We start from the raw sequence: 6,576 nt of genomic DNA on the forward strand, positions 1-6,576 counted from the left end.
GTCAATGCCCGGCGTGCGGGTTCGCACCGGCGGTCGGCATGCCAGCCGCCTTGCTTGCCGGAAGTGGTTTGATGGCCGTGATCACCCATTCGCCGGGCTGCCGCTCGACGAATTCGACGTCGACCTTGCTCCCTGGTTTCAGACCTTGCAGCAGCGATTCGTTGGCGGCCTTGAACTCCATCGTCATGGCTGGCCATTTGAGGCTGGCGACCGGGCCGTGGCTGAGATTGATCGTGCCGGCTTGCGCATTGATGCTGCCTACCGTTCCTTCGGCATGGTGGCTGGCTCCTCTGGTGGTCGGATGTGCGGGCGCTGTCGCTGGTCCTTCCACGGGGGCTGTGTCATGGGTGGCTTGGCCGAAACCGCCGACTGCCGCCTTGAGGTTGCTTTCGGCATCGATCAGGAAGTTGGCGGCGACCACAACCTGTTCACCATCCTTGACCCCCTCCAGCACTTCGGCATGATTGTCGCTGCGTGCCCCGAGCTTGACCTCACGCGGCTCGAAGCGGCCTTCGCCTTGCCGGATCAGCACTATCTGGCGCGTACCGCTGTCGATCACAGCGGAAACCGGCACCGTCACCACCGTACCCTTGGCCGATACCGGCAACTCCACCTGCGCGAACATGGAAGGCTTAAGCAGCAGGCCAGGATTGGCCAGCTCCACTCGAATCGGAACCGTGCGGGTCTGGGCGTTCAGCGTCGGGTAGACGTAGGTGATCGTTCCCTCGAACATCATTTCCGGATAAGCACTGATCGTCACCTTGGCCTTGGCGCCGGTCTTGACAAGGCCGATGTCCTGTTCGAAAACATCGGCGATAACCCAGACGGAAGACAGATCGGCTACCTGGTAGAGCGCTTCGCCAGGCATGAAGCGCATGCCCTGCATCGCCTTCTTTTCGGTGACGATCCCATTCACCGGAGAGCGGAATACCAGAGTGTGCTTCGATTTGCCGGAGTTGACCAGGGTCCTGACCTGATCTTCCGAGATGTCCCAGTTTTTCAGGCGCGTGAGGCTCGATTCGGCCAATTCCTTCATCCCGGACTGAGCGTAATTGTCACCGTCCTTCAACGCTTCGACACCCTGCGCGGCAATGGCATATTCACGCTGCGCCGAAACCAGTTCCGGGCTGTAGACCTCGAACATTGCCTGTCCCTTGCCAACGGGCTGGCCGGTAATATTGACGTAGAGGCGTTCGACGTAACCCTCGAATTTGGGCGAGATCGTGAAGACGCGGCGCTCATCCGGCTCGATTCGCCCGGCTGCGCGGACTATCCTGCCCAGATCTCGCAGTTGGGCGGCTTCCGTACGTACCCCCATTTTTTGAACCTTGTCGGTGCTGATCCTGAGCTGGTTGCCGGAAACCGGTTCACTGCTTTCGGTGCTTCCTTCATCCTCATAGACTGCGATGTAGTCCATGCCCATGGGGTCCTTCTTTGGGGTCGGCGAGGTATCGGGCAGCCCCATCGGGTTGCGGTAGTAGAGCAGCTTTGGTGCCTTCTTGCCGCTCTCGCCTTGCGTAGTGGCGATCGCTTTTTCGCTATCGTCGGGTACCGCCGCGCCACGCACACCGAACCAATAGCCGCTCCCGCCGGCCAGCAGGGCGACGGCAACGATACCGATGATGCCCATGGCGCGGCCCGTATCCTGCGTCATAAGTCTTCTCCCAAAAGTTTTTCGATTTGCGCCAGACGTATCTGCATCTCGGACCGAGCCTTGATCTGGTCCTTCCGGGCTTGACGGATTTGACGCTGTGCGTCGAGCAGGGTGGCGAAATCGACCTTGCCCGTTTCGTAGCCAGCCAGTGCGGCGCGGAAGGTAAGATCAGCCTGCGGCAGCAGGCTGTTGGTCACCAAGTCTTCTGTGTGCCTTGCCGCATCGATGCCGGCAAGATATTCAGACAGCTCGGCAAGGACCTGGTTGGCCGTCACGTCGCGTCGCGCCTTGGCGGCAGAGAGCATCGCTTCCGACTCGCGCTCCTGCGCGCGCCGCGAACCCTGTTGCAGGGGAATATTGACTTCGACCATCAGCTCCCATTGGTCGAACGAACTCTGGTGCTGGATGGGGGAGACGCCGACCGTGAAATCGGGGTAGCGGTTCTTGAACGTCAGGTCACGATTCTTCTCGGCTGACTTGATGAGTGCTTCTTCCGTGAACAACTGCGGGTTGTTGTTGCGCACGCGTTCTTCCAGCACCGTGTAGTTGAGTTTTGCCGGCACAGGCACCGGACGCAGGTGTTCGGGCTCGGCGAGCACTGCCTCTGCGGGGCGCGAAAGCAGCGCATTCATGCGTGCCTGAAGTTGCCGGCGCTCGCTCTTCAGGGCAATCAGCTCATTTCGCAGACTGGTCTGCTCGACCTGCGCCCGGATGACGTCCTGCTGGGCTGAAAGGCCGCCGGCATAGCGTACCTGGGCAATCTTCTCCAGACGGACGATCAGATCGAGGATTTCCTGCGTCAGCCGTTCGTTGCGATGCACATAGTAGAGCTGTGCGAACACGGATTTGATGCGTGCCCCAATCTCCGCCCAGGTGCTGCGGGCACGCCCCTGTGTACCCTGCGCTTCGAATTCGGCAATTTCCCGCTTCAGATCACGTTTCCCGTACCAGGGCAAGGCCTGCGTCAGCAGGTATTTGGTGCTGCTGACCCGACTCGGCGAGAGCGTGGCGTTTTGCTCGCCGGTCCGCGTGATATCGCGCAATTCGGTGAGGAATTTTGGATCCGGGAGGTTGCCTGCCGGGGCTACCCGCTCGCTTGCGGCATCTGCTTCAAAGCGGATTGCCGCATATTCCGGATTATTGTCTTTCGCGACAATGAGCAGGCTGTCAACATCGCTGCCGGGAGGGCGCTCCTGTGCTTGTGCCGCTGAGCACCAAACACTGGCAAACACTGAGAACGTAATAAACAGGGTGCTTCTGGATCGCTGGGGTATTTTCACGCTGGTGTCTATTCCTGGTCGCAAAACGTGTTGTCTGAAGAGTTCGGGGTGGGCAGTCAGTGCTTGTGAGCACCCTTTTCATGAGTATGCGGTGTCGTGTCGCGTTGTTGTTCAGTGACAGGTTTCGTCCTTTCTTCTTTGTCGCCGCGCGTCACCAAACCTTCATGGGAATGCCCCTCGCTGGCTTCGACCTGCCTGCGATAGGTCTCCGGGGTGAGGCTGGGTAAGGCTTTGAGGAAAGCAGTCAGATCCCAGATGGCTTCGTCATTCATGCCTCCCTTCGACCAGGCCGGCATGCCGGACGCCTTGATTCCGTGCTTGATGATCCAGAACCGGCGGGCATCCGACTGGCTGGAATGGGTGCTTTCCGTCGCTCCGGCGAGGTTCGGCGGTGTCGGGTACAGGCCGTTGCGAATCTCACTGTCTTTGACGCCGGGCGAGAGATGGCAGTCTACGCACATGGCGTCGTAATTGCCCGCGCCTCGACGGATCCGGGCGGCATCTGCCAGATCGGCCGGTGCGACGATGTCGGCGGCCCTGCGCATGACCGATTGTTCACGAGCCCACGCGATGAGGCGGTAAACGGTTGGGCTGTGGGGTGTATCGGCCGCCACGTCTACCACACCCGCCTGAAGCAGGACGGCCACCGCTGCGAGGCCAAGAACAAGGGCGCCGGATGCGCCGAGCAGGATTTTCTTCATGGAAACCGTTTCAATTCAAGACGGGCTGATTGTCCGGTAAACGGTATAACAGTAAGCTGACTTGCCCATTACATTCTTGTAATCTTGGTGACCCGATCTCACTATCAGCGCAGAATCGGGCGCTCAAGCGAAGTTCAAGCCAAGTGGTACCGGAGTGAGAGCATGAAGATCCTGGTTGTGGAAGACGAACAGAAGACAGGAAGCTACCTGAGGCAGGGGTTGATGGAGGCCGGTTTCGTCGTCGATCTGGCGCGAGACGGCCTGGATGGTCTGCACCTGGCGTTGACCGAGGCCTTCGACCTGGTGATTCTGGACGTGATGTTGCCTGGCATCGACGGATGGCAAGTGCTGCAAGGTATCCGACGAGCCGGCAAGGAAATACCGGTTTTGTTCCTGACGGCCCGCGACGACGTTGACGACCGCGTCAAGGGGCTGGAACTCGGGGCTGACGACTATCTGGTAAAGCCTTTTGCATTCTCCGAGCTGCTAGCCAGGGTCAGAACCTTGCTGCGGCGTGGCGGCAAAGCCAAGGAGTCCGACGTTCTCCGTGCCGCCGATCTTGAACTCGATTTGATGCGCCGCAGGGTTACACGGTCCGGAAAGAAGATCGATCTGACCTCGAAGGAGTTCGCTTTGCTTGAGCTTCTCTTGCGACGTCAGGGCGAAGTCCTGCCGCGTTCGTTGATCGCCTCCCAGGTCTGGGACATGAACTTCGACAGCGACACCAACGTCATCGAGGTCGCCATCAGGCGATTGCGGGCCAAGGTGGATGACTGCTTTGAGCCGAAACTGATACGGACGGTTCGCGGTATGGGGTACGTGCTGGAGATCAGCGATTGAGTTCAAGCGGACGCAAATCCGTCACCTTCCGATTGACCCTCCTCTTCGCGTCGGTCTCGACGCTGGTTCTTCTCCTGCTTGGTTTGTTGATTGGCTCGCTCGTCGAGCGGCATTTTGAAGAACTGGACATGGATCTTCTCGACGGGAAATTGGAGCTTCTCCGGCACGCCGTAATGAAAGTCCGCTCGGAGCAGGAGCTGGATGCGCTCACAGGGCAGCTGGACGATTTGCTGGTGGGGCACCAGGGTTTGGCTGTGATTGTCTTGAAACCGGGCGGGCAAATCCTGTACTCGACCCCCGGCGCGATGTTTCCACCGGAACTGCTGACGGTTGACGGCGTACAACGCCTCAGGCAGTGGACCGATTCGAAGAGCCGCGCCTATCGAGGAATGGCAGCAGAAGCGCCGACCGGAATTCCGGATGCTGCCCCAGCGGTCGTGGCCGTGTCGACCGACCTGATTCACCACGCGCATTTCATGCGGACGTTCCGCGTCGCACTCTGGCTGGTTGTTGGTTTTGCGGCATTGCTCAGCGGTTTTCTCGGCTGGGCCGCCGTGCGCCGGGGGTTGGCACCGCTGCGCGATATCAGTCGCAGTGCGGCCGGCATTACTGCCAATCGTCTCGACCAACGGCTGCCGGCAGACGCCTTCCCCGTCGAACTGGCCGAGGTGGCGAAAACGCTTAACGAGATGCTGGCGCGACTCGAGAAATCGTTTCGCCGTCTATCCGATTTTTCCTCCGATCTGGCGCACGAGTTGCGCACACCGGTCAGCAACCTGCTGACGCAAACGCAGGTGACCCTGTCCAAAACCCGGACGCGTGAAGAGTATCAGGACGTGTTGGCGTCCAATGCGGAAGAGTTCGAGCGGCTGACGAGGATGATTTCGGACATGCTCTTTCTGGCCAAATCGGATAACAGCCTGATCGTTCCGCATCGCGAGCGCGTCGACCTGGCGGCCGAGATCGGAAGTCTGTTTGAGTTCTATGAGGCCCTGGTCGAAGAAAAGGGGGTGACTCTGAGTCGTTCCGGGGAGGGTTCGGTTTTCGGCGACCGGTTGATGCTGCGTCGGGCCGTCAATAATCTGCTATCGAACGCCGTGCGCCATACGCCGAAAGGCGGGGTGATCAAGGCAGTAATTGACGATTCGGATGCTGCGATCATCACCCTGTCAATCGAAAACACCGGGGAAACCATCGCTCCCGAGCACTTGGTGCGATTGTTCGATCGCTTCTACCGAGCCAATGCATCCCCGCAGAGTTTCGGTGAAGGCGCAGGGCTTGGATTGGCCATTACGCGCTCAATCGCGCACGCTCACGGCGGAGAGGTTCTTGCGCATTCGGAAAACGGAGTGACGCGCCTAGAGATTCGGCTTCCGGTCTAGGTGCAGGTTCTCACCTGCTTGCCTGTTCAGCTCCTTTGCCGTCGATCAACGGAGTAACGCCGACCAGCTCCGAGGAAACGCCTGAACCAACCCCCTTGGCGACCGATCAGGCTATTTGGGAGAGGCGCTCGCAACAAAATCGCCTAGAATGGCGATGCTTTTGCCATTTCTCGATTGATGCCACAACGCTGCAACAAACAGGCAGGAACACATGAAAAACCGACCGAATTATTCCACGCTCGCTGTCTTGGCGACCGGCGGCATGTTAGCCGCCGGCTGTGTCGTCGTTCCCGGCGTCGAGGTTACCGCCTTGCCGACGCGCATCGACTATGCCTGCGCCGGCGGCAAGACCCTACCGGTCGCGCGCGCGCCGGAACAGCGCATGGCGGCGGTGCTGGTCAACAACCGGGAAATCCTCTTGCGCGCCGGAGAAAGCGCCGCGCAGGAGAAATACACCGACGGCCAGTACTCGCTTTATCTGGACGGTGAAAAGGCTTTTCTCGAAGAGAACGGCATCGTTCTCTTCGGCCCCTGTACTTCGCCTGTGCCCTTGTCCAAGTATTACCGCACGTACTAGCAGCGCGCTATCAATACCATTTCAAACTCGCCCATTGCGCTACTTCCGGTGCGGGAAGAGCTTGGCTTGGGGTTGCCGTAAATTTCGCAAATGGTCGTAATCCAAGTGTATGTCATGTTCCACAAGGGTCTCTTGACGACCC

Annotated in this window: 6 protein-coding genes; 3 read left to right on the forward strand and 3 right to left on the reverse strand. The window is 59.5% G+C overall.

Annotated elements, in window-relative coordinates:
* Nucleotide 1: 1 nt before the first annotated feature.
* Genes PROAA_RS10905 through PROAA_RS10915 form a run of 3 tightly spaced genes read right to left on the reverse strand, consistent with a single transcriptional unit; the run spans nucleotide 2 to nucleotide 3,635 of the window.
* Nucleotides 2-1,654, reverse strand: coding sequence for an efflux RND transporter periplasmic adaptor subunit (locus PROAA_RS10905; RefSeq protein ID WP_186411365.1), 1,653 nt, complete (start codon nucleotides 1,652-1,654; stop codon nucleotides 2-4).
* Complete coding sequence (locus PROAA_RS10910) at nucleotides 1,651-2,934, reverse strand: TolC family protein (protein ID WP_245664247.1); 1,284 nt, start codon at nucleotides 2,932-2,934, stop codon at nucleotides 1,651-1,653. The genes PROAA_RS10905 and PROAA_RS10910 overlap by 4 nt, the downstream gene beginning before the upstream one ends.
* Nucleotides 2,935-2,990: 56 nt before the next feature.
* Entirely contained in the window at nucleotides 2,991-3,635 is a 645-nt protein-coding gene (locus PROAA_RS10915; protein ID WP_186411366.1) for a c-type cytochrome, read from the reverse strand.
* Between the two features lie 162 nt (nucleotides 3,636-3,797).
* Between PROAA_RS10915 and PROAA_RS10920 the strand changes: the two genes are divergently transcribed.
* The 3 genes from PROAA_RS10920 (at nucleotide 3,798) to PROAA_RS10930 (ending at nucleotide 6,434) form a co-directional block, all read left to right on the forward strand.
* Nucleotides 3,798-4,475, forward strand: a complete 678-nt coding sequence (locus PROAA_RS10920; RefSeq protein ID WP_186411367.1) for a heavy metal response regulator transcription factor — start codon at nucleotides 3,798-3,800, stop codon at nucleotides 4,473-4,475.
* Nucleotides 4,472-5,857 carry a heavy metal sensor histidine kinase gene (locus tag PROAA_RS10925; protein ID WP_186411368.1) on the forward strand — a complete coding sequence of 462 codons (1,386 nt, stop codon included), beginning with the start codon at nucleotides 4,472-4,474 and terminating at the stop codon, nucleotides 5,855-5,857. Before PROAA_RS10920 ends, PROAA_RS10925 begins: the two co-directional genes overlap by 4 nt.
* A gap of 211 nt (nucleotides 5,858-6,068) precedes the next feature.
* Complete coding sequence (locus PROAA_RS10930; protein WP_186411369.1) at nucleotides 6,069-6,434, forward strand: MliC family protein; 366 nt, start codon at nucleotides 6,069-6,071, stop codon at nucleotides 6,432-6,434.
* Nucleotides 6,435-6,576 lie beyond the last annotated feature (142 nt).

This window comes from Candidatus Propionivibrio aalborgensis (genome assembly GCF_900089945.1).
In the GTDB taxonomy this organism is placed as follows: Bacteria; Pseudomonadota; Gammaproteobacteria; order Burkholderiales; family Rhodocyclaceae; genus Propionivibrio; species Propionivibrio aalborgensis.